This window comes from Parafrankia sp. FMc2 (genome assembly GCF_041008525.1).
GTDB lineage: Bacteria > Actinomycetota > Actinomycetes > Frankiales > Frankiaceae > Parafrankia.
This window is the reverse complement of the sequence record NZ_JBFLUG010000007.1, coordinates 99072-122313: the sequence shown is the minus strand read 5'-3', so window position 1 is coordinate 122313 and position 23242 is coordinate 99072. Positions and strand designations below refer to the sequence as shown.

Genomic DNA, 23242 nt, shown 5'->3' with positions numbered 1-23242 from the left:
CCGCCCGGGCACTCTGCATGATCCCGGGTTGCCGCGTGGGTTCTCCTGGGGGTTCGGGGGCTCGGCCCCCGGCAGATATGACGGCCTGGGGGAAGCCGCCCCTCGGGGGCGGCGAACACACGCAGCCGGCGACGGACCGGATGTCCTGTCCGCCCGGGCACTCTGCATGATCCCGGGTTGCCGCGTGGGTTCTCCTGGGGGTTCGGGGGCTCGGCCCCCGGCAGATATGACGGCCTGGGGGAAGCCGCCCCTCGGGGGCGGCGAACACACGCAGCCAGCGCGTACCCCGGGTGGGATTCGAACCCACACTGTCGGTGGTTTGAGCACCGTCTCTCTGCCGTTGGAGTACCGGGGCTGGTCGGCGAGGTCCGCGGCGCTGAACGTCGCGGAACGTCTCGTGCACGACTCTAGCCGGGTAGGGTGCGATTCGACCGCTCGACCCGGACAGATTACGGGCGAGCGGGCCGCAACCCACGCCCGCCGCCCGATCGTGACGACCGCACAACCAGGAGTTCACCTCGATGAGCCAGCCTTCTTCGACGCCGCGTCGGGTGTTGATCGCTGAGGACGAAGCGTTGATCCGGCTGGATCTCAGGGAGATGCTCCAGGAGGAGGGCTACGAGGTCGTCGGTGAGGCCGGCGACGGTGAGACGGCGGTCGCACTCGCCGGCAAGCTGCGCCCCGACCTGGTGATCCTGGACGTCAAGATGCCGAAGATGGACGGTATCGACGCCGGCGCGAAGATCGCCAAGGAGCGGATCGCGCCGGTCGTGATCCTCACGGCCTTCAGCCAGCGGGAGCTCGTCGAGCGGGCCCGCGAGGCGGGGGCGATGGCCTACGTGGTCAAGCCGTTCCAGAAGAAGGACCTGCTGCCGACCATCGAGATGGCGATGAGCCGGTTCACCGAGATCGTGAGTCTCGAGGCCGAGGTCGAGGACCTGCAGGGCCGTCTGGAGGCCCGTAAGATCATCGAGCGGGCGAAGGGTGTGCTGCAGACCGAGCACGCGATGACCGAGCCTGATGCCTTCCGCTGGATCCAGCGGACGTCGATGAACCAGCGCCGGACCATGCGGGCCGTCGCCGAGGCTGTGCTGTCGGGTGAGGCGCTGCCAGGCTCGTGACCGGGCAGGACCCTGGCGCGGCCACCGACCCGGTCCGGGCACGGGCGGTGCCGCGCCTCGTCGGCGGTGCCGCGCGCGCGGCCCGCGCGGTGCGGAGCTGGGTCGGCCGCTCCGTCCTGACGATCCGCGGCCGGGTGCTGCTCGCGGCGGTCGTCGTGGTGGTGCTGGCCCTGCCCGGTGGGCTGGGCCTGCTCCTCGCGTCCACGCTTGGCGGTGACGGCGTTGGCCCGGGCGAGGACCGGGTCGCGACGATCGGGGTGCTGGCGCCCCTCTCCGGGGCGTCCGCGGACGCGGGTGTGAGCGTGCGCAACGCGGTCACGCTCGCCGTCGAGGAGTCGAATCGGCAGGGGATGATCCCCGGCTGGAAGTTGCAGGTCGTGGCACACGACGACCTGTCCCGGCCGGACGGCGGCGCGGCCGGCGCGGACCTGTTCGCCGATGACGACCGGATGATCGGGGTCGTCGGCCCTCTCAGTTCCAGTGTGGCGATGGTGTCGCTGGGCCGGCTGAGCGAGGCCGGGCTTCCCGTGGTCTCGCCGTCCAACGCCGAGCCGACGCTGACCTCGGCACCGGCCTCGCCGGACGTCCGCCCCTTTCCCACCTACTTCCGGCTGTCCGGGACGGACGAACAGCTCGCCGAGGTCGCGGCCGACTACGCGGTCGACACGCTCGGCCGGTCGCGCATCAGTGTGATCGACGGCGGTCCGGACTACGGCACGGTCACGCTCGCCGAGCGCTTCGCCCGGGACGTCCGCGACGCTGGCGCCACCGTGCCGACGGTGCACCGGGTGGACGGCGGCGCGATCGACGACGAGAAGATCGAGAAGACGGCGAGGGCCGTCCGGGACGAGGCTCCGGAGCTGGTCTACCTGGCGACCGGCCCCGATGTCGCGGGGGAGCTGCGCCGGGCGCTCGTCGACGAGGGTGTCACCGTGCAGGTGCTCGGCGCGGACGGGCTCCTCGACCGTGACTACCTCGATCGTGCGGGCACCCTCGCCGAGGGTGATCTGGTCACGGACCTGTCGGTTCCGTTGTCCCGGCTGTCGTCGGCCGGCGCGTTCGTCACCGCCTATGCGAAGCGGTTCGGTGAGCTTGAGACCGTCGCCGGCCTCCTCCCGGAGGGGCGCGGGGACGAGCCCGCCGCCGAGTCCTCCGACGCGGACACCTCCGCGGCCCGGTCGGGCTCACCGGACGCGACGCGGCCCGACGGGGGAGCCGCCGCGCGCCCCGGCAACCCCGGCGACGACGGTGACCGCGATGAGGGCGCCGCCGGCACCGGGGGTGCCATGGGGGCAGGGGGCAACGACGAGGACGCCCGGAAGCGGGAGCTGGAGCGGGCACGGTCCGCGGAGCTGGCCGCCCTGTGGGCGGACGCGATCCCGCCGGTGGCGGCGTCGGCCCACGACGCGGCGCGGGCCCTGATCCGGGCGGCGTCGGCCACCCTGCCAGGGCGTTCCGTGGTGGACGCGGACCTGCGCGCGGCGATGGTCCGTGCCGTCGGGGCCGGGGAGTTCGTCGGTGTCACCGGTCAGGTCGCCTTCGATCCGAAGGGCGACCTCCGTGGCCCGCGGGTCGCGCTGTACTCGGTCCTGAGTGGCCGGTTCGTCCCGTTGCGGGTCGAGTCGGCGCGCTGACGCTCCGACCCCGGACGGATTCCCAAAGCACTCAAGTGCCACGGGAAGTCGTGACACGCTCACTTTGAGCTTTCATAGCTGGGGAGGAGCGACTAGTTTCCGCTCCGCGGAGCGCGCCCGCGCGCCGGTGAGGCAGCGGAAGGACGTTGCATGACGGCCACCCCACGGACCCTTCGCCCCCGATCGACGCGGACGTCTGCGCGGCGTCCCGTCGCCGCGATGGTCGCCGGTCTCGCGATGGTCGGCGGGCTGCTCGCCGCCTGCGGAGGCGACTCGAGCGACGGCGGTAAGAAGGAGTACCTGATCGGCTTCCAGGGGCCGCTCTCCGGCGAGAGCCAGCAGCTCGGCATCAACGCCTACAACGGTGTGCTGACCGCCGTCGAGCTGGCCAACCAGGACAGCAGCCTGCCGTTCACGCTGCGTATCGTCGCCTCCGACGACCAGGGGCAGCCCGAGCAGGGACCGACCGCCGCGCAGAAGCTGATCGACAACTCCGACCTGATGGCGGTCGTCGGCCCGGTCTTCTCCGGCGCGACGAAGGCCAGCGAGCCGCTCTACAGCCAGGCGGGGCTGCTGTCGGTGAGCCCGTCCGCGACGAACCCGACCCTGACGGACCTCAACTTCACCAGCTTCTACCGGGTGATCGCCCCGGACACGGTGCAGGGCGCCGGCGCGGCCGAGTACCTGGCGAAGGCGGTCAGGGCCAAGCGGGTCTACTCGCTCGACGACCGCAGCGAGTACGGCACGGGCCTGTCCGGCGCGATCGAGCGCGGCCTGGAGCGGGCCCGGGTGCCGTTCGCCCACGACGGGATCAACCCGACCAAGGACTACACCTCGCAGGCCACCAAGATCATGGCTGACGGTGCCGACGCCGTCTACTACTCGGGCTACTACCCCGAGTTCGCGCTGCTCACCAAGGCGCTGCGTGGCAAGGGCTACGACGGAGTGATCCTCAGCGGCGACGGCTCGAACGACGACCAGTTCATCCGCCAGGCCGGCGCGGCGAACGCCGAGGGCACGCTCATCACCTGCCCCTGCTCGGACGCCAACTCCGACCCTGCCGCCGCCGGCTTCGTCGCGGACTACAAGAAGGTCAACAGCGGCCTGAAGCCCGGCACCTACTCCGGCGAGGCCTACGACGCCACCAACGCCATCATCTCGGTCCTGCGCGAGCAGGGCACCGAGGCGAGCCGGGAGTCGGTGCTCTCCGCGTTCGGCAAGGTCGACCTGCCCGGCGTCACCAAGCGGATCAGGTTCCAGCGCAACGGTGACGTCGAGGGCTCGACGGTCTACGTGTACCAGGTGAAGGACGGCCAGCGCACCGTGCTCGGGCCGGTCAGCACGCTCGTGAAGCCTTGACCCGGCGAGCCGGGCGGGGCCGGGCCCGGAGGGAGACCCATGGGCTCGGCTGAGCAGATCAGCCAGCTCACGATCGACGGGCTCATGGTCGGCGCGCTCTACGCGGTGATCGCCCTCGGGTACACGCTGGTCTACGGAGTCCTGCAGCTCATCAACTTCGCGCACAGCGAGGTGTTCATGCTCGGCGCGTTCGGCGGGCTGTTCGCCAGCCGCGCGCTGGTGCCGGACGGCGGGGCGACGCCGTCCGGCCTGGCCTCGGCCGGGCTGGTGCTGTTCGGGCTCGGGGTGGGCGCGCTGGCCGGCGCGACCGCCGCCTACGCCCTGGAACGCTGCGCCTACCGGCCGCTGCGGCGCCGCGGCGCCCCGCGGCTGGCGTACCTGATCAGCGCGATCGGGGCGTCGCTGTTCGCCTTCAACCTGGCCGGCAAGGAGTTCGGCCGGCAGAGCGTCCCGGTGCCGGAGCTGTTCACCAACGGGACGGTGGTGACGGTGTTCGGCGCCGAGATCTCCACCCAGTCGCTGGTGATCGCCGCGTCGGCGCTGATGATGCTGCTCGCGGTCGACCACCTGGTCGCCGGCACCCGGCTCGGGCAGTCCATCCGCGCCGTCGCCCAGGACGCCGAGTGCGCAGGCCTGATGGGCGTGGACGTCCAGAAGATCATCGTCGCGACGTTCGTGCTCGGCGGGCTGCTCGCCGGGGCGGGCGGATTCCTCTACGCGATGACGTTCAACGCGTCCTACACGATGGGGTTCGTCCCCGGGATCAAGGCCTTCACCGCGGCGGTGCTCGGCGGTATCGGCAACGTGCGCGGAGCGGTGATCGGCGGCCTGCTGCTCGGGCTGGTCGAGAGCTTCGGCGGGTACCTGTTCGACGCCTCGTACAAGAACGTCATCGCGTTCGCGGTGCTCGTCGCGGTGCTGCTGGTGCGGCCGTCGGGTCTGCTCGGGACGCGGCTGGGCCGGCCGGCGTGAGCGGTCTCCCGCACCAGCCCCGGCTTACCCGGCTTACCCGGCTGCCGCGGTCGCGCCGGGTACGCAGCCTGGGTATCGCCTGCTTCCTGTCGGCGCTGGCAGCCGTGATCACGGGGCCGTCCGGGGATGCGGACCATCCGCTCGCCGGTATCACCGGCTCCTTCGCCTGGCCACGGTTGATCATCTTCGTGGTCGCGGCGCTGGGCCTGTGGGCCGCGCTGCTCAGCGGTGGCCACCTCGCCAGCCGGGGCCGGGCGCTGTCCACCCGGGCCCGTGCCGCGATGATGCCTTCCACCTCGATGCCTCCCGCGCCGGGTGGGGACGGTGCCGGCCCACCGGCGCCGGCCGGTCCGCTCCGGCGGATCGCGGCGCCGATCACCGGTCGGCACGGGGCGCGGCTTGGCCACCTGGCGCTTCTCGCGGTGGCTCTCGCCGTGCCACCGGCGCTGTCCACGGCGGCCCAGCAGGCGCTGGTGGGCGAGATCGGCGTCTACGCCCTGCTCGCGCTTGGCCTGAACGTCGTCGTCGGGTACGCGGGCCTGCTGGACCTGGGCTACATCGCCTTCTTCGCGATCGGTGCCTACACGACGGCCTACGTGACGTCCGCGGAGGCGATGCCCTGGCACGCGCCCTGGCAGATCAACCCGTTCTTCGCGCTGCCGGTGGCGCTGGTCGTGGCAGCGGTGGCCGGAGTGGTCCTCGGCGGGCCGACCCTGCGGCTGCGCGGTGACTACCTGGCGATCGTCACCCTCGGTTTCGGTGAGATCGTCCAGCTGCTGGCGAACAACGCCGACGGGGTGACCGGCGGGCCGCGCGGTGTCTTCGGGCTGCCGCCGCTGTCGGTCGACCTGCCTGGCGTGCGCTACTCGTGGGGTCTGAACCCGCTGCCGTACTACTACCTCCTGGTCGTGCTGATCGTGCTGGTGATGGTGGTGTTCGGGCGCTGGGAGCGCTCGCGGACCGGCCGCGCCTGGACGGCGATCCGCCAGGACGAGGTCGCTGCCGAAGCCACCGGGGTCGCCACCATCCGGATGAAGCTGCTGGCGTTCGCCGTGGGGGCGTCTGTCTCCGGCTTCGCCGGGGTGGTGCTCGCGACCAAGCAGTTCTTCAACCCACAGTCCTTCGGTCTGCAGGCCTCGCTGCTGGTCCTGACCATCGTCATCTTCGGCGGGATGGGTTCGCGCCTCGGCGTGGTGCTCGGCGCCCTCGTCCTGCAGGGAACCGCGTTCCTGCTCCGTGACACCGTTCCCCCCGCGGACCGGTTCATCTACTTCGGCGCTGTGGTGGTCCTCATGATGATCTTCCGGCCGAGCGGGCTGCTGCCGCCGCGCCGGCACCGGGCCCTGCCCCGTCAGGACGTGCCCGGCACTCCCGCCGTCCCCGCCGCCGCGGGCACTCCGCTGGTCGGCGCCGCCGTGGGGGCGACCGCGGGAGCCGGCCAGGACTCGGCGCTCGCCCCGGGCGCAGCCCCAGGACCAGGCCCCCTGCCGGCACCGGGCTCCCTGCGCACCTCGGGGCCGCCGCCGGCATCGGGCGCATCGCCGGGATCCGGCGCGGTGCCGGGACCCGGGCCAGGGGCGGGTGCGGGACCGGGCGTCGGCCCGGGAGCGGAGCCGGCGCTGTGACCGGCCGGGTCATTCCCGATCCGCGACCGTCGACCGCGGCCGGACCGATCCTCGACGTGCGTGCCGTGACCCTGCGTTTCGGCGGCCTGACCAGCCTGGACGGGGTGTCCCTGCGGCAGGAGCGGGGCAGCGTCCTCGCCGTCATCGGTCCGAACGGGGCCGGCAAGACCTCGCTGTTCAACTGCCTCACGGGTGCCTACCGGCCGCAGCAGGGCAGCGCCCGGTTCTGGGCGGGGGAGGACGCGGTCGAGCTCGTCGGCCGGTCCCCGCACCGGGTCGCCCGCCTCGGAATCGCCCGGACGTTCCAGAACATCCGCCTCTTCCCCGAGATGTCGGCGGTGGAGAACGTCCAGGTCGGCGTCGAGGTGCGGGCCCGGGCGGGCGCACTGCGCGGCCTGCTGCCCACCCCGGCCGTGCGGCGGGAGGAACGGGAGGTGCTGGAACGCTCCCACCACCTGCTGGACTTCGTCGGGCTCGGACGTCGGGCCGCACTGCCGGCCGGCAGCCTGCCCTACGGGGAGCAGCGGCGGCTGGAGATCGCGCGGGCGCTGGGCACCACGCCGTCCCTGCTGCTGCTCGACGAGCCGGCCGCCGGAGCCACCGCGGCTGAGCGGCGTGACCTGGTCACACTGATCCGGGCCATCGCGGAACAGGGTGTCTCGGTGTTGCTCATCGAGCACGACATCCGGTTGGTGGCCGCGGTCGCCGGCTCGATCTCCGTGCTCAACTTCGGCCGGGTGATCGCCGCAGGCCACCCGGACCAGATCCGCTCCGACCCCGCCGTCATCGAGGCGTACCTGGGGGACACCGACGACGAGCGGAGCCGGCCATGACCGACCCGGCCAGACACGACCCGGCCAGCAGCGACCCGGCCAGACACGACCCGGCCAGCAGCGACCCGGCCAGCAGCAGGCCCGCCGGAAAGGACCCGGCCGGAGAGGGGAGCGCGTCCGGTGGCCCGCTGCTGGAGGTGCGCGACGCCGAGGTCGCCTACGGGGCGGTGACGGCCGTCCGCGGGATCTCGCTGCGGGTCGAGGCCGGCGAGGTGGTCGCCCTGCTCGGGGCGAACGGCGCGGGGAAGACCACGATGCTGCGCATGATCTCCGGGTTGCTGCCACCCGCCCGCGGTGCCGTCTGGTTCGACGGCACGCGCATCGCGGGAGCACCCCTGCCGGGGCCGGCTCCGGCTGCGTCGGCGGTGCAGGCCGCGTCATCGGCGCCGACAGTGCGGTCCGCACCGTCGAAGCGGGCGGGCCGCGTCTCCCGTGGTCGGCACCGGGACGCCGCCGTGCACCGGGACGTCCCCGGCCTGCCCGTGCACCGGGTCACCGCGCTCGGCATCAGCCACGTCCCGGAGGGCAGGCGGATCTTCCCGGCGATGACGGTCGCGGAGAACCTGGCGATGGGCGCCTACCTGGACCGCCGCCGCGACCGCGCCGAGACCCGCCGGGGCCTGGACCGGGTCAACACGCTGTTCCCCCGGCTCGCGGAGCGCTCGCGGCAGCCGGCGGGGACACTCTCCGGTGGGGAGCAGCAGATGCTGGCGATCGGGCGGGCGCTGATGGCGCGGCCCCGTCTGATTCTGCTGGACGAGCCCTCGCTCGGCCTCGCCCCTCTCCTGGTGGCGACGATCTTCGAGGTGATCCGGGAGATCAACGCGAGTGGGACGACCGTCCTGCTGGTGGAGCAGAACGCCGTGGCCGCCCTGCGGATCGCCCATCGGGGCTACGTCCTCGACACCGGCGAGGTGGTGCTGGCGGGCAGCGCCGACGCTCTCGCGCGCGACGCCCGAGTCCGCGACGCCTATCTAGGCAGCTCGGACGAACTTCGCGACACCCTCGACAGACAGGTCGCAGGCTGACCGGCCCCGCCAGGCGACGCCCCTCGTCGACATCGGCCCGCGCGAACTCGGGCGACGAGGTTCCAGAAAGTGCAATCACACCTTGTCTGGGTTCAGTCAGCGCCCTGACCATCTTCTGATGGGTGCCCGGGACGGACTTTGGTACCGCCCGAACCTTCCCCGTGCCCGGCGTTTTCTACTCGCCCGTCCCGGGCGCCCACCTGGGATGACGGTAGCAGTACGGACGAGCGTGCAGGTCACTCCGCGTTGGCCGAAGTGGCCTGGGTGTTTCGCGGGGGAACCTGCCCACCAGCGGGTGGATTGTCGCGCAGTAGACAACTCAGTCGGCAGGTGCACACCGGACGGCCCGCCTCGTCCGTGATGCGGATGTCGTAGGTGGCCAGCGTGGCGCCGGCGCGGATCTGGGTCGCGACGGCGGTCACGATTCCGTCGAGGGCCGCGCGGTGGTGGGTGGCGTTGATCTCGATGCCGACCGCGGAGCGGGACGGGCCGGCGGCGAGCATCGAGGCGACCGAGCCGACGGTCTCCGCGAGCGCGACCGAGGCGCCGCCGTGCAGCAGGCCGTAGGGCTGCCGGTTGCCGGCGACGGGCATCGTCGCGACGACGCGCTGCGCGCTGGCCTCCGTCAGCACGATCCCGAGGCGTTCGCTGAGCTCGCCGCGGTGTTCGTTCAGCTCGTTGAGCAGTTCGGTCGGATCCGACGCCGTAGAGGGCACAACCAGCACATTAGCGCCGCGGCGGGGCCCACGCCGTCCGGGCCCTGCGGCCGGAGGAGGACTACGACGTCGCGCCCTGAGCGCGCCCGGTGCGACACGGAGTTCCCGGGACGGCCGACGGGCTCGGGGGGCCTCCGTGGATCTTCCCCACCGGGAGGAACGCGTGGTCCTGCCGTCCTTCCCCCGCACGCGCGCGGAGCTGTCGTACCCACCGCCTAGACTCGCCGCGTGCCTGCGACTACTTCGTCCCCGTCCGGCAGTACCTCGGCTCCCGCGGCGGACCGCCCCCGCCTGCTGCTGCTGGACGGGCATTCGCTGGCCTACCGCGCCTTCTTCGCCCTGCCGGTGGAGAACTTCTCGACGACCACCGGCCAGCCGACGAACGCCGTCTACGGCTTCACCTCCATGCTGATCAACGCGCTGCGCGATGAGAAGCCCACCCACGTCGCCGTCGCATGGGATCTGCCGACGCCGACGTTCCGGCACACCCAGTACGCGGAGTACAAGGCCGGCCGGTCCGAGACCCCGGCGGACTTCGTCGGCCAGGTCGCGCTGATCCACCAGGTCTGCGAGGCGCTCGCGGTGCCCGGCGTCAGCGCCGCCGGCTTCGAGGCCGACGACGTGATCGCCACCCTCGCCACCCAGGCCGCGGCCGACGGCATGGACGTCCTGATCGTCACCGGTGACCGCGACGCGCTGCAGCTCGTCGACGACCGCGTCACCGTGCTGATGACCCGCAAGGGCATCAGCGACATGACCCGCTTCACTCCGGACGAGGTGCAGGCGAAGTACGGCCTGTCGCCGGTGCAGTACCCCGACTTCGCGGCGCTGCGCGGCGACCCGTCCGACAACCTGCCGTCGGTGCCGGGGGTGGGGGAGAAGACCGCCACCAAGTGGATCCAGCAGTTCGGCTCGCTGGCCGACCTGGTCGACCGGGCCGACGAGATCGGCGGCAAGACCGGGGCCTCGCTGCGGGCGCACCTGGCCAACGTCATCCGTAACCGGTCGCTGACCGAGCTGGCGCGGGAGGTGCCGCTGGAGCTGACGCCGGTCGACCTGCGGCTGCACCCGTGGGATCGTGAGGCCGTCCACCAGCTGTTCGACACGCTGCAGTTCCGGGTGCTGCGGGAGCGGCTGTACGCGGCCCTGGCGGTGGCGCCGCCGGCGGCCGACGAGGGCTTCGAGATCGACCTGACCATGCTCGGTCCGGACGAGGTCGCCTCCTGGCTGGCCGAGCACGCCTCCGGTGCCGGCCGCACCGGCCTGCACCTGCGCGGCACCTGGGGCCGCGGCACCGGGGTGATCGTGTCGCTGTCGCTGGCGTCGACCGACGGCGCGGCGGCGTGGGTCGACCCGACCCAGCTCACCGCCGGTGACTCGGCCGCCCTCGGCGCCTGGCTGGCGGATCCGGACCGGTCGAAGGCCGGCCACGATCTCAAGGGCCCGATGCTGGCGCTGGCCGAGGTGGGCTTCGACCTCGCCGGCGTGACCAGTGACACCGCGCTCGCCGCCTACCTGGCGCTGCCCGGCCAGCGTTCGTTCGACCTGGCTGACCTGACACTGCGCTACCTGCAGCGCGAGCTGCGGTCGGAGGGGGAGACGAGCGGCCAGCTCACCCTCGACGGTTCCGGCGAGGCCGACGAGGCCGAGGCCGACGCGATCCGCGCCCGCGCCGCCCTCGAGCTGGCCGGCGTGCTCGACGGCGATCTGGAGCGCAGGTCCGCGGCCCGGCTGCTGCGGGAGATGGAGCTGCCCCTGGTGACCGTGCTGGCCCGGATGGAGCGGGCCGGGATCGCGGCCGACTCCGATCATCTCGCCGAGCTGCAGAAGCACTACGGCGCCGAGGTCACGGACGTCGCCGCGCAGGCACACGGCATCGTCGGGCGGCCGTTCAACCTGGGCTCGCCCAAGCAGCTCCAGCAGATCCTCTTCGAGGAGCTGGCGCTGCCCAAGACGAAGCGGATCAAGACCGGCTACACCACCGACGCGGACGCGCTGGCCTGGCTGGCGACCCAGTCCGACCACCCGCTGATCCCGGTGCTGCTGCACCACCGCGACGTGGCCCGGCTCAAGACCGTGGTCGACTCGCTCATCCCGATGATCGACGACGCCGGGCGGATCCACACCACCTTCAACCAGATGATCGCGGCCACCGGCCGGCTGTCGTCCACGGACCCGAACCTGCAGAACATCCCGATCCGCACGGTGCAGGGCCGGCAGATCCGGCAGGCGTTCATCGTCGGGCACGGCTACGAGACACTGCTGACGGCCGACTACTCGCAGATCGAGATGCGGCTGATGGCCCACCTGTCCGGCGACGCCGGGCTGATCGAGGCCTTCGCCTCCGGGGAGGACCTGCACACGTTCGTCGCCGCGCAGGCGTTCGGGCTCCCGGTCTCCGAGGTCGACCCGGAGCTGCGGCGCCGGATCAAGGCGATGTCCTACGGGCTGGCGTACGGGCTGTCCGCGTTCGGCCTCGCCGGCCAGCTCGGTATCGCCCCCGACGAGGCCCGCGAGCACATGGACGCCTACTTCGCCCGGTTCGGCGGCGTCCGGGACTTCCTGCGCGGTGTCGTCGACCAGGCCCGGCGGGACGGCTACACCGAGACGATCATGGGGCGCCGCCGCTACCTGCCCGACCTGACCAGCGACAACACCCAGCGCCGGCAGATGGCGGAGCGGATGGCGTTGAACGCGCCCATCCAGGGTTCCGCTGCCGACATCATCAAGATCGCGATGCTGGGGGTGGACCGCGCCCTGCGGTCCCGGGATCTCCGCTCCCGGCTGCTGCTCCAGGTGCACGACGAGCTCGTCCTGGAGATCGCTCCCGGCGAGCGCGACGAGGTCGAGGCGCTGGTGCGGTCCGAGATGGGTGCCGCGTACGAGATGTCCGTTCCGCTGGAGGTGGGCGTGGGCGCCGGGCGCACCTGGGACGAGGCCGGCCACTGAGGCCCCGCCGGATCCGTCCGCGATCCGGATAATCCTGCCCCGCGCCGTTCGTGGGCGTCTGTCACGGTGCGTTCGTCCGCCATTTCCGGAAAGGGCGGTGCGAGCCGTGCGCGCGCCACCGGGATTCCCGCCGCCATCCCACGTGTCAGGCATGGTGCCGGCGGGAATTCTCAGGCTGTCGGCGCCCGTGGCGCGGCCGTTGCGGTCTGCGTCGTCTGCGTGGGCCGGTGCCCCGCCCAGCGCCGGAGGCGCTCGTCGGGGGGAGCACCACCGTGATCCGTCGCGGCAGGGAAAGGGGAAACCAGCCCGTGATCAGCGGCCCGATCATCGTCGACCGCCGCCGCCTGCTCACGGTCCTGGTTCTCGGCCTGGCGGGCTTCTTCCTGATCACTGTCCTGGTCCCGGCCTCGCCGGGCTTCCTGCGGCCCGGATCGTGGGCCGCGCTGGCCATCGGCCTTGTCAATGTCGGCCTGCTGCGACCGCTCACCGAGCACCAGGACGAATGGGAGTGGCTTCCGCTGCTGTCCGGAGCATCGATGACGGCCGGCCTCGGCCTGGCCGCGGCGAGCGCCGGGCCGGGCCAGGGCTGCGAGCTGTTCCTGCTCTGGTTCCCGTGGCTCGCGGCCTTCTGCGGCATGCTCCGGCTCGGCTCGACGTTGGTGCTGGCCGCGTGGATAGCACTCGTCATGATCCTCGCCGCGTGGGCGAACCCGGATCTCGCCGATCCCGCGCCGCTGCTGGTCGCGGCCGTGGTCAGCTCCGTCTGCGGTTGCCTGGTCATGTCCGGTCTGTTCCGGTGGGGCCATCAGCAGGCCTTCTCCGACCCGCTGACCTCGCTGGTCGCCCGTAGTGGGCTGGCCAGCGTCGCCGATCCGGCGATCGCCCGGGCCCGCGAGCGCGGCGAGGAGGTTGTCTTCCTCCTGCTCGACATCAACCGTTTCCGGGAGGTCAACGACGCGCTCGGGCACGAGGGTGGTGACGAGCTGCTGCGCCAGTTCGCGCGCGCGCTGACGAGGGTCCGACCGCGCCCGGCCTTCGTCGGCCGGCTCGGCAGCGACGAGTTCGCGCTGGTCATCTCCTGCCCTGCCGGCACCGGCGATCCCATCGGCGCCCCGGACGACGGCGCGCGCCAGCCGCCGGGCCGGGACCGCCTTCTGCGCGACCTCGGCAGCTCGGTGCTGAGCCAGGTGGAAGGCCCCTTCGAGGTGCGCGGCATCAATGTCGGTGTCGAGGCCAGCGCCGGGCTGGCCCTCGCACCGCGGGACGGCGAGACGGCCGCCGCGCTGCTCCCGTGCGCCGATGTCGCGCTGTCGCGGGCGAAACGACAGGGCGAACGGGTCGGGCTCTGGGACGTCGGCATCGCCGGCGTGCGCTCCTGGGAGATCTCCCTCTACGCGGAGCTGCGGGCGGCCATCGCCCGCAACGAGCTCCTCGTCTACTACCAGCCGCTGCAGTCCGCCGCGACCGGTCAGATCGTCGGAGTGGAGGCGCTGGTGCGGTGGCGGCACCCCACCCGCGGTCTGCTCCCGCCCGGCGCGTTCCTGCCGATCGCCGAACGGTCGGCACTCATCGGCGACATGACCCGGTGGGTGCTGGACGAGGCGCTGCGCCAGTGCGCCGACTGGGCCGAGCGGGGCCTGCACGTACCGGTCTCGGTCAACCTGTCAGCGCGCATGCTCATCCTGGACGACCTGCCCGACCTGGTCACCACGAGCCTGGCGCGGCACCACCTCCCGCCCGACATGCTCACGCTGGAGATCACCGAGAGCGCTCTGGTGACCCAGCCCGGCCGGGCGGCGGCGATGCTGCGGGAACTGCGCAGCAAGGGCGTCAAGCTCGCGCTGGACGACTTCGGCACCGGCTACAGCTCGATGGAGATCCTCAAGGCGCTCCCCTTCGACGAGGTCAAGATCGACCGTGGGTTCGTCGCGGACGTCCGCGGGAGCCTGCAGGACGCCGCCATCGTCCGGTCCGTCCTCGACCTCGGGCACCGGCTCGGGCTGCGGGTCGTCGGCGAGGGCGTCGAGGACGAGCGGACGCTGCGGATGATGAGCGACCTCGGCTGCGACATCCTGCAGGGCGATGTGATCTCGCGGCCACGGCCGCCGTCCCGGCTGGAGGACCTCCTCGCCGTCCGCGCGGCGAGGACGGACCGCCCGGCGACCGGCCCGGGTCCCGCCGGACGGGGCGGGCCCGGTTCCGCCGGGGCACGCCGGGCGGGATCGGAGACCACGGCGACGCACCCGCCTCCGGGCGGGCCGCTTCCCGTCGGCGTGGTGCCGAACGCCGCGGTGCCGAACGGAGCGGGATCAGACGGGCCGGTGCCAGACGGATCGACGGCGGTCACCGCCGGCCTGCCCGGCACCACCGCCGCCGGGCCCGGTGAGGCGGCGGGCGGAACAGCGTCGGGAGCCATGGCCGGCGGAGCAGCGGAGCCCCAGCCCGACAGGACCCGCTTCACGCTGGCGCAGACGCAGCGGTTCGGTATCCTGGCGCCGCTCGCTCAGCAGGAGGCCGCGCGGGTCGCCGCGGTGCGCCGCTACGAGATCGCCTTCCGCCCGCACAGCTACCGCCTGGACGACGTCGCGGCGCTCGCGGCCGCGATGACCGGCTGCGACGTCGGGTCGATCATCCTGGTCAGCGCCGACTCCGAGATCTACCTCGGCCGGTTCGGCCACCAGACGCAGGACGTTCCGGCCCGGGTCGGCGTGGGTTCACACTCGGTCGCGGCCGGTGAGCTGGTCGAGGTCCCGGACGCCACGCTCGACCCCCGGTTCGCGCACGGCGCCAAGGCCTACCGGCACCGGATCGTGCGCTTCGTCGCGGGCGTGCCGGTGCGGACGTCCGACGGGCATGCGATCGGCGCGATCACGATCAGCGACCGCATCCCGAGGCGACTCACCCCGGGGCAGCGGGAGGCGCTGGAAAGCCTCGCCCGACACGCCATGGTCATGATGGACACCCGCCGGGAGTGTGTCCTGCTGGAGCTGGTCACGGACACCACCCATGCGCTGGACCAGCTCGACCACCGGGGCGAGGTCCACGCGGCGGCATCTCTGATCACGGACACGGCGCGGCACATGTCCGGAGCGGACGTCGCCAACGTCCTGGTTGCGGACAGGGCGGGATCGGCCGAGTTCACCGCGGTCGAGTCGTCCGTCGCGCCCGGCGCCGAGGCCATCATCCGGCCGGGGCAGAAGTTCCTGCAGGACGAACGAACCGTCGTCGGGCAGGTGCTGCGGACACTGCGCCCCCTGTTCGTGCCGGACGCCTACTCCTACACCGGCTTCAACACCGACCTGGCCCGGCGCAGCCACGTCGCCTCGGTCCTCATCGTGCCGCTCCCGGGCGCCGGCGGGGTGGCCGGCGCGTTGTGCATGCGCTGGTCCCGGCCGATTCCGGTGATCGACCCCGCGCTCGACAAGGTGCTGACCCTGCTCGGCGGCCAGGCCGGCCACGCCCTCGGGCGCATGCTGGCGGTCGACTGCCCCGGCCGGGCGTTCGAGACCGACAGCGCGACCGGCCTCGCCACCCGCTCCGCGTTCCTGCCCACGCTCGGGCACCTGCCCTCCGGCACCGCCGTCTGCCTGTTCGACCTGCCCCGGTCGGGCCGGCCGGGGCCGGGCACCGCGGCCGCCGGCACGGCACCGGATCAGGGACTCACCCGGTTCGCGACCGATCTGCGGGCCGTCGCCGACGACCCGGAGCACCTGGCCCGCTGGGCGGACCGGCAGTTCGTGATGGCGATTCCGACCGGCGGGCGTGAAGGCGCCGAGACCGCCGTCGCCGCGGTGCGCCGGGCCTGGGGGCAGGAGTCGACCGCCCCCCTTGCCGTCGGCATCTCCATCACCGGGAGCAACGAGCCGTTGAGTACCGCCCTCATCGAGGCGGAGAACCAGGCGCTGGCCATGGCGGCCGACCGGGACGCCCGCAACGGCGCGGGCGCCCCGATGACGGCCACGTCGGCCGGCGTCTGAGCGCTCTCAGGCGGTCACGCCGACCGCGGCCCACGCCTCCCGCACGGCCCGGGTCTCCTCCGCCCCGAACAGCACCTGTGCCTGGCGGGCCGTGGCGGCGGCGAACGAGCGGAACGTGGCGTTCGGTCGCAGCTGGGGGGCACGCAGCGCCTCGTACCAGATCCGCCCCGTGCGCTCCCAGGCGTGACCGCCGAGCGCGATCGCCGCGTTGTAGAACGCCTTGTTCGGGATGCCCGAATTGATGTGCACACCGCCGTTGTCCGTGGTGGTGCGGACGTAGTCGTCCATGTGTGCCGGCTGGATGTCGTCGCCGAGCACCGGGTCGTCGTAGGCCGTTCCGGGCTCCTTCAGGGAGCGCAGCGCCACCCCCTGCACCGCGTCGGTGAGCAGGCCCGCACCGATGAGCCAGTCCGCCTCGGCCGCCGTCTCGCCGCGCAGGTGCTGCTTCACCAGCGAGCCGAAGACATCACTGATCGACTCGTTGAGGGCCCCGGACTGGTTCAGGTACATCAGCTGCGCCTCGTCCTCGGTGACACCGTGGGCGAGTTCGTGACCGATGACGTCCAGCGAGACGGTGAACCGGTTGAACAGCTCGCCGTCACCGTCCCCGAAGACCATCTGCCGCCCGTTCCAGAAGGCGTTCTCGTAATGCTCCCCGTAGTGGACGGTGGCGAGCAGCGCCATGCCGTCGTCGTCGATGGAGTCCCGGCCGTAGGCGGAGCGGAAGAACTCGAACGTGGCGCCGAGCCCGTCGTACGCCTCGTTGACGGTGACGTCCTCGATGGGCCCGTCGCCCTCGGCGCGGACCGTCGTGCCCGGCAGGTCCTCCGTGCTCTTGGCGTCGCCGATCGTGCGGCGCGGCCCGCTGGTCGGCGTCAGCCGAGGCGGTGTCGCCGAGCGCTGCGCCGAGCGCAGAAACGCGTTGTGCACCCGGACCGTGCGGTGGGACGTGTCCTGGGACAGGGTGGCCAGGGCCCGCGCGCGCTGGTCGTCGTTCCCGTTCCGTGCGATGCGCTCCAGCACGTGCGGCGGCACGGCACAGGGCGCGCAGCGACGGTGACCGCTCATCGGTGGCTCCTCATCGGTGACTGTTCGTCACATTCGGGTACTCCCGGGTGGGTGTGACCCCCCGCCACCGACCTTCGCCGCCGCGTGATCTGATGTCCAGACTGTTCTTTGTGTCCTCCTCGTACTACATCGCCGCGGTGGCCTCGCAGGTCGGGCCCGGTGAGAACACGTCAAAGCCCACTCCGGTCCAGGACGCCCGGACGAAGTCGACGCACAGGTCCGCCTGCCCCCGCCCGGCGGTGAAGTCGACCTTCCGGGCCAGCAGGCCGCCCGCGTCGTAGTCGGTGACCGCGCCCAGCCCGCGGACGAAGCCGGCTCGGCTCGGGCAGCCCTGCTGGGTCCGCAGTCCGCGGACGAACAGGTCGGCGCTGATCCAGCCGTTCATGGCGCTCTGCAGACGCGGCTCGGCGAGCTGGGGGGCGTACCGGGACATCGCCGACAGGTACGCCTGGTGTGCGGGCAGACCGCGCTCGAAGGCGGTGAAGGGCACGCCGGCGTAGGTGCCGGCCAACGCCTGCCGGAGCCCCGGCGGCAGCCGGCTCATGTCGTAGCCGAACGGGGACAGCGCGACGGTGAACGGCCGGCCCAGCTCGGCGGCGGTGATCAGGACCCCGGTGTAGACGTCCAGCGGGGTGGCCGCGATCAGCGTGTCCGCGCCGGCCGCCAGGATCCGCGAGCCGACCCGCTCCGCGGACAGGCTGTCGACGGCGGACTCGAAGACCACGGGGACTCCCGCGGCCTCCAGGCTCGACCGGGCACTGGCGGCGAAGAACCGGGAGGCCTGGTCCGATCCGGTCACCAGCAGCGCTGCCCGGGTGCCGCCCTGGGAACCGACGAACCGGCCCAGCGCGCTCGACGTGCCGGCGCCCGCGGCGACCGAGCCGGCGGCGAACATGTTCGGGTGCTCGCCCCACAGCGGCTGGTCGGCCACCCCCAGCACGGGAACGCCCTGCTCGTCGAGCCACGGCGCCGACCGCTCGGAGACCATCGTGCCCTCGAGCACCGCGAACACTCCGTCGGCGACGAGATCCTTCGCCGCCCGCAGGTTCACGCCGGGACTGGACTCGTCGTCGCGCCAGGCCGTTCCGATCAGGCGGCCGCCGACGCCGCCGGCCGCGTTCTCCTGCGCGAGCCGCGCCTCCACGCCGGACCGGAATCCGGTGTACTGGGCCGCCATCGGCCCACTGTCCGGGAAGAGGACGCCGACCGTCACGCGGTCGTCGGTGACACCCGGGGCGCAGCCGCGCGCGGCCTGCGCGGTGCCGTCGCGGGCGGAACCGCCGGCGGCGCAGGCGCCCACCAGCGCCACGAGCACTCCGGTGACCGTCATCAGGGCCGCACCGACAAACCGCGTCCGAAACACCAGGCGAGCCACCTCTCCGAGTCCGGCGCACGGTGGCGGCGGAGTTCCTGGGCGTTCACAACCGTTTACGCCCAGTCCGGTGGGTTGACCCGCACGAAAGATTCGGATTTACCTGGCTGCAATACGTCCTATGGTGTTTCATCTCCTTGTGTGAGGCGATTGTCAGCCGTTTGTGAATACTGAGAACACTGCCGCGGATCGCGGGCCCGGCTGGCCTGGCGGGCGGCGCGCACCCGGCGGGCAGCCCGCACCCGGCGGGTGGCGAGCAGCGTGGCGGCCTGCAGCACGGCGAGGCCGATCGCGGCGAGCATCAGCATGCTGGCATGCTCGTCGAGCCAGCGGACCACCTCGCGCGTCCAGGGCGCCAGGCTGCTCCCGGCCGCCAGGTAGAGCGCGGACGACAGCGCCGAGCCGGGGATCAGGAACCGCAGGAACCGTCGCATCGGCACCGCACCGGCGCCCAGTGCCGCGTCCACCGCCAGATTGGTGTTCACGAGGCAGAACCAGAGCAGCCCCCGCTGCGCCGACCGTCGCGCGAGCGCTGCGACCAGCCGGCTGGTACCGACCCGCCGCAGCAGCAGCGACCGGACGTTGTAGCGCGCGAGGCCGAAGTAGCCGACATCCAGCAGCGCCCGGAACACCGTGGCGACCAGCAGCGCCGGAACGAAGGCGACCTGGCCGCCGACCAGCACCAGCACGGAGATGGTCGGCCGCAGCGCGATGAGCAGCAGCGGCGCGGACGCCGCGAGCGAGGGCAGGAACACCAGCCCCGTGACTCCGGCGCCCAGCAGGCCCCCGGTGAGCATCGTCGGCCACAGCCGGGCCAGTACCGACCGGCGCGCGCCGGAACGGGTGGCCTCCACCCGTCCAGTCTGCCCGCCCGATCAGCCCCGCCGAACGTGCCGGCGGCCCGGGTGCGTGGACCCGGGGCGCTCCTGCGGCGGCGTCCTGGCACACTCTGGCTCGTGCTGATGGTGGGACTTACGGGCGGAATCGGGTCGGGCAAGAGCGCGGTGTCGGAATGCCTGGTGCGGCACGGTGCCTATCTCGTGGACGCGGACCGCATCGCCCGCGAGGTTGTCGAGCCTGGCAGCAGCGGGCTGGCCGCCGTGGCGGAAGCGTTCGGGCCGGACGTGCTTACCCCGGACGGATCGCTCGACCGGGAGGCGCTGGGCAAGGTGGTCTTCGCCGACGAGGAGAGCCGCCGCCGCCTGGAATCGATCACACATCCGTTGATCCGGGCGGAGATGGCCCGGCGGATCGCCGCCGCGCCCGCCGACGCCGTCGTCATCCATGACGTGCCCCTGCTGGTCGAGTCGAGCCGGCGCCCCGGCTACGACCTGATCGTGGTCGTCGAGACGTCGCGGGAGCTCCGCTTCGAGCGGCTGGCCCGACGCGGCCTCCCCGCGGACCAGGCCGAGGCCCGGATGGCAGCCCAGGCCACCGACGAGCAGCGCCGGGCGGTCGCCGACATCCTCGTCGACAACAGCGGCACGCTCGACGACCTGCAGGCCCGGGTGGCGGAGGTCTGGCAGGAGCTGCTCCGCCGCCGCGACGCCGCCGGCGGCACGGCCACGGGCTCACAGCCCGGGGCCTGAGCCCTTTCCGCGGGTCCGGTCGGTCCGCCTACTGTCAGACCATGGCCTGGGAATGGGACGCGGAGACCTACGACAGCCTTGCGCTGCCGCACGAGCTGTGGGGCCGGCGCACCGTCGCCCGGCTCGCGCTTACCGGTGGGGAGACGGTCGTGGACGCCGGCTGCGGCACCGGCCGGGACACCAGCGCGCTGCTGGACGCGCTTCCCCGGGGACGGGTGTTCGCCGTGGACGCCTCGGCCTCCATGCTGGAGCGGCTCCGCGCTCGGCTGCCCGACGAGGGGGAGCGCCTGACCGTGGTCGCCGCCGACCTGCGCGACCCGCTGCCCATCACCGAACCGGTGGACGCCGTGATGAGCGTGGCGGCGCTGCACTGGATCGACGACCACCGGCGGGTGTTCGGCAACCTCGCGGCGGTGCTGCGGCCCGGGGGGCGGCTGTCGATCGACTGCGGGGGTCAGGGCAACATCGCCGCCGTCGAGGCGGTGCTGCGCCAGATCCTGGGTGACCTTCCGGACGTCTGGACGTTCGCCGGCCCGACCGCGACCCGCGAACACCTCGAAGCCGCTGGCTTCGTCGACGTCGACGCGCGCCTGCGCCCGGACAGGGCGTACTTCGCCGAACCCGCGGCACTGCACGACTACCTGGAGACCGTCGTGCTCGGAGCACACCTGGCCCGCCTGGGGCCGGACGAGCGGGCGGCACTCGTCCACGAGGTGGCGCGGCGCCTGCCCGAGCCCGCCGTCGACTACGTCCGCCTCGAGGTGAGTGCCCGCCGCGCCGGCTGACCCGGACGCCGGGCCGGCGTGTCGTTGCCGGGGCAGCGCGGGGCCGGGGCCATCAGGCGATGCCCGCAGCGTCCATCCCGCGCAGCTCCTTCTTCAGCTCGTTGATCTCGTCGCGGAGGCGGGCCGCGAGCTCGAACTGCAGCTCCTTGGCCGCCTCGTGCATCTGGTCGTCGAGCTGGCGGATGAGCTGGGCGAGCTCCTGGCGGGGCATGCCGGCGAGTTCGGCGGCGTACCGGCCGACCGCGTCGCCCGCCTTCGACTTCATGCCGGGGACAGGTGCCTTCCCACGGGACTGGGCCCGGCCACCACCGCCGATCATCTCCGCGCCCGCGGTCTCGCGCACCATGTCGTCGAGGATGTCGACGACCTTCTTGCGCAGCGGCTGGGGGTCGATCCCACGCTCGGTGTTGTAGGCGATCTGCTTCTCGCGCCGCCGGTTCGTCTCCTCGATCGCGTGCCGCATCGACGGGGTCACCTTGTCCGCGTACATGTGGACCTGGCCGGAGACGTTGCGGGCGGCCCGCCCGATGGTCTGGATCAGGGACTTGTCCGACCGCAGGAAGCCCTCCTTGTCCGCGTCGAGGATCGCGACCAGTGAGACCTCGGGCAGGTCGAGACCCTCGCGGAGCAGGTTGATCCCGATCAGGACGTCGAACTCGCCGCGGCGCAGATCGGTCAGCAGCTCGACCCGGCGCAGCGTGTCGACCTCACTGTGCAGGTAGCGCACCCGGATGCCGAGCTCCAGCAGGTAGTCGGTGAGATCCTCGGACATCTTCTTGGTCAGCGTCGTCACGAGGATCCGCTCGTCCCGCTCGGCCCGGATCCGGATCTCGTGCACGAGATCGTCGATCTGCCCCTTGGTCGGCTTGAGGATGACCTCCGGGTCGAGCAGGCCCGTCGGACGGATGATCTGCTCCACGGTGCCGTCGGCACGCCCCAGCTCGTAGGGACCCGGGGTGGCTGACAGGTACACCGTCTGCCCGATCCGCTGCAGGAACTCCTCCCAGCGCAGCGGGCGGTTGTCGACCGCGCTCGGCAGCCGGAAGCCGTGGTCGACCAGGTTCCGCTTGCGTGACATGTCGCCCTCGTACATCCCGCCGATCTGCGGGACGGTGACATGCGACTCGTCGATGACGAGGAGGAAGTCGTCGGGAAAGTAGTCCAGCAGCGTGTGCGGCGCCGTTCCGGCCGCTCGGCCGTCGATATGCCGGGAGTAGTTCTCGATGCCGGAGCAGAAGCCGACCTGGCGCATCATCTCGATGTCGTAGGTGGTCCGCATCCGCAGCCGCTGGGCCTCCAGCAGCTTGCTCTGACCCTCCAGCTCGGCGAGCCGCCCGGTGAGCTCCGCCTCGATGCCGGTGATCGCCCGCTCCATGCGCTCGGGCCCGGCGACGTAGTGGGTGGCGGGGAAGACGAAGACCTCCTCCACCTCCCGCACCACGTCGCCGGTGAGCGGGTGCAGATAGGTGAGGCGCTCGACCTCGTCACCGAACATCTCGATGCGGATCGCGAGCTCCTCGTAGACCGGGAACACCTCGACCGTGTCGCCCCGCACCCGGAACGTACCCCGGGTGAAGGCGAGGTCGTTCCGGGCGTACTGGACGTCGACGAGACGGCGCAGCAGCTGCTCGTGCTCGAACTCGTCGCCCACCCGCAGGCGGACCATCCGGTCGACGTACTCCTGCGGCGTGCCCAGGCCGTAGATGCAGCTCACGCTCGCCACGACGACCACATCGCGCCGGGTGAGCAGGCTCATCGTCGCCGAGTGGCGCAGCCGCTCGACCTCCTCGTTGATCGAGGAGTCCTTCTCGATGTAGGTGTCGGTCTGCGCGATGTACGCCTCGGGCTGGTAGTAGTCGTAGTACGACACGAAGTACTCGACGGCGTTGTTCGGCAGCAGCTCCCGGAACTCGTTCGCGAGCTGGGCCGCCAGCGTCTTGTTCGGCGCCATCACGAGCGTCGGGCGTTGCAGGCGCTCCACCAGCCACGCGGTCGTCGCCGACTTACCGGTACCCGTCGCGCCGAGGAGCACGACGTCCTTCTCGCCGGCCCGCACCCGACGGGCCAGCTCGTCGATCGCCGCCGGCTGGTCACCGGACGGCTCGAAATCCGAGACGACCTGGAACGGCGCCGTCGAACGTTGGATGTTCGTCGTGGGGCGTTCGAACGTTGTGCTCACGAAATCCAGAACACCACAGACCTCCGACAGTTTCC

Annotated in this window: 16 protein-coding genes and 1 tRNA gene; 11 read left to right on the top strand and 6 right to left on the bottom strand. The window is 72.4% G+C overall.

Features of this window, described 5'->3' with window-relative positions; genetic code table 11:
• Positions 1-282: 282 nt before the first annotated feature.
• Positions 283-355, bottom strand: a tRNA-Leu gene (locus tag AB1460_RS04795).
• Positions 356-521: 166 nt separating this feature from the next.
• On the opposite strand from AB1460_RS04795, the gene AB1460_RS04790 reads away from it, so the two are divergent.
• From AB1460_RS04790 to AB1460_RS04760, 7 genes are all read left to right on the top strand, one after another.
• Complete coding sequence (locus tag AB1460_RS04790) at positions 522-1121, top strand: ANTAR domain-containing response regulator (RefSeq protein ID WP_026311575.1); 600 nt, start codon at positions 522-524, stop codon at positions 1119-1121.
• Positions 1118-2755 (top strand): branched-chain amino acid ABC transporter substrate-binding protein, encoded by a 1638-nt coding sequence (locus AB1460_RS04785; RefSeq protein WP_368959359.1) that lies wholly within the window; start codon positions 1118-1120, stop codon positions 2753-2755. The genes AB1460_RS04790 and AB1460_RS04785 overlap by 4 nt, the downstream gene beginning before the upstream one ends.
• Positions 2756-2974: 219 nt before the next feature.
• On the top strand, positions 2975-4114 hold the full coding sequence (locus AB1460_RS04780) for a branched-chain amino acid ABC transporter substrate-binding protein (RefSeq protein ID WP_368959366.1): 1140 nt from the start codon (positions 2975-2977) through the stop codon (positions 4112-4114).
• Positions 4115-4153: 39 nt separating this feature from the next.
• Entirely contained in the window at positions 4154-5086 is a 933-nt protein-coding gene (locus tag AB1460_RS04775) for a branched-chain amino acid ABC transporter permease (protein ID WP_368959358.1), read from the top strand.
• A complete protein-coding gene (locus tag AB1460_RS04770) occupies positions 5083-6711 on the top strand; it encodes a branched-chain amino acid ABC transporter permease (RefSeq protein ID WP_368959357.1) in 1629 nt (542 codons plus the stop codon). The genes AB1460_RS04775 and AB1460_RS04770 overlap by 4 nt, the downstream gene beginning before the upstream one ends.
• Entirely contained in the window at positions 6708-7544 is an 837-nt protein-coding gene (locus AB1460_RS04765; RefSeq protein WP_368959356.1) for an ABC transporter ATP-binding protein, read from the top strand. The genes AB1460_RS04770 and AB1460_RS04765 overlap by 4 nt, the downstream gene beginning before the upstream one ends.
• Positions 7541-8572 (top strand): ABC transporter ATP-binding protein, encoded by a 1032-nt coding sequence (locus tag AB1460_RS04760; RefSeq protein ID WP_368959355.1) that lies wholly within the window; start codon positions 7541-7543, stop codon positions 8570-8572. The genes AB1460_RS04765 and AB1460_RS04760 overlap by 4 nt, the downstream gene beginning before the upstream one ends.
• Before the next feature lie 236 nt (positions 8573-8808).
• Here the strand turns inward: AB1460_RS04760 and AB1460_RS04755 are convergent, their stop codons facing one another.
• Entirely contained in the window at positions 8809-9297 is a 489-nt protein-coding gene (locus AB1460_RS04755) for a PaaI family thioesterase (RefSeq protein WP_420497192.1), read from the bottom strand.
• Between the two features lie 219 nt (positions 9298-9516).
• Between AB1460_RS04755 and polA the strand changes: the two genes are divergently transcribed.
• Both polA and AB1460_RS04745 read left to right on the top strand, forming a co-directional pair.
• Positions 9517-12237, top strand: a complete 2721-nt coding sequence (gene polA, locus AB1460_RS04750; RefSeq protein WP_368959352.1) for a DNA polymerase I — start codon at positions 9517-9519, stop codon at positions 12235-12237.
• Between the two features lie 308 nt (positions 12238-12545).
• Positions 12546-16214 carry an EAL domain-containing protein gene (locus AB1460_RS04745; RefSeq protein ID WP_368959350.1) on the top strand — a complete coding sequence of 1223 codons (3669 nt, stop codon included), beginning with the start codon at positions 12546-12548 and terminating at the stop codon, positions 16212-16214.
• 6 nt (positions 16215-16220) lie between these two features.
• On the opposite strand, the gene AB1460_RS04740 is transcribed toward AB1460_RS04745, so the two are convergent.
• The 3 genes from AB1460_RS04740 to AB1460_RS04730 form a co-directional block, all read right to left on the bottom strand.
• Positions 16221-17282 carry a M4 family metallopeptidase gene (locus AB1460_RS04740; protein ID WP_368959349.1) on the bottom strand — a complete coding sequence of 354 codons (1062 nt, stop codon included), beginning with the start codon at positions 17280-17282 and terminating at the stop codon, positions 16221-16223.
• 124 nt (positions 17283-17406) lie between these two features.
• Positions 17407-18645 (bottom strand): ABC transporter substrate-binding protein, encoded by a 1239-nt coding sequence (locus AB1460_RS04735; protein WP_368959347.1) that lies wholly within the window; start codon positions 18643-18645, stop codon positions 17407-17409.
• A gap of 128 nt (positions 18646-18773) precedes the next feature.
• Positions 18774-19508, bottom strand: a complete 735-nt coding sequence (locus AB1460_RS04730) for a hypothetical protein (protein ID WP_368959346.1) — start codon at positions 19506-19508, stop codon at positions 18774-18776.
• 108 nt (positions 19509-19616) lie between these two features.
• On the opposite strand from AB1460_RS04730, the gene coaE reads away from it, so the two are divergent.
• Complete coding sequence (coaE, locus tag AB1460_RS04725; RefSeq protein ID WP_368959364.1) at positions 19617-20243, top strand: dephospho-CoA kinase; 627 nt, start codon at positions 19617-19619, stop codon at positions 20241-20243.
• Between the two features lie 41 nt (positions 20244-20284).
• Positions 20285-21028, top strand: coding sequence for a class I SAM-dependent methyltransferase (locus AB1460_RS04720; protein ID WP_368959345.1), 744 nt, complete (start codon positions 20285-20287; stop codon positions 21026-21028).
• A 52-nt stretch (positions 21029-21080) separates the two neighbouring features.
• Here the strand turns inward: AB1460_RS04720 and uvrB are convergent, their stop codons facing one another.
• Positions 21081-23207, bottom strand: a complete 2127-nt coding sequence (uvrB, locus tag AB1460_RS04715; RefSeq protein ID WP_368959344.1) for an excinuclease ABC subunit UvrB — start codon at positions 23205-23207, stop codon at positions 21081-21083.
• Positions 23208-23242 lie beyond the last annotated feature (35 nt).